The 249-nt window shown below is 63.9% G+C and carries 1 pseudogene; it reads left to right on the top strand.

What is annotated here, in order from left to right:
• Nucleotides 1-249, top strand: a pseudogene (gene nfrB / locus NCR93_RS31815) (glycosyl transferase family protein); the annotation flags it as partial.

Below are 249 nucleotides of genomic sequence, written 5' to 3'. Positions count from 1 at the left end.
CTCGCGAACCGCTATCTGCTGATGCGCGACCGCAAGGGCGTGGTGACGGCGTTCGTCGGCATGTTCGCGTATCTGCTCGCCGTGCAGTTCATGCTGTTCGCCACGGCTTCGTATTTCGGTCTCGCGCGCGATTTTTTCCCGTCGCCGTTCATCGATTCGGTCTGGCTGCAGGCGCTGCTCGCCGCGAACTCCGTCGCGCTCGTGTTGCGCGTCACGCAGCGCATCATCTTCACGACGCGGCTCTACGGC

Origin of the sequence: Caballeronia sp. ATUFL_F1_KS39, from assembly GCF_023630985.1 — a bacterium.
Lineage (GTDB): Bacteria > Pseudomonadota > Gammaproteobacteria > Burkholderiales > Burkholderiaceae > Caballeronia > Caballeronia zhejiangensis.
This window is presented reverse-complemented; position numbering and strand designations above follow the sequence as displayed.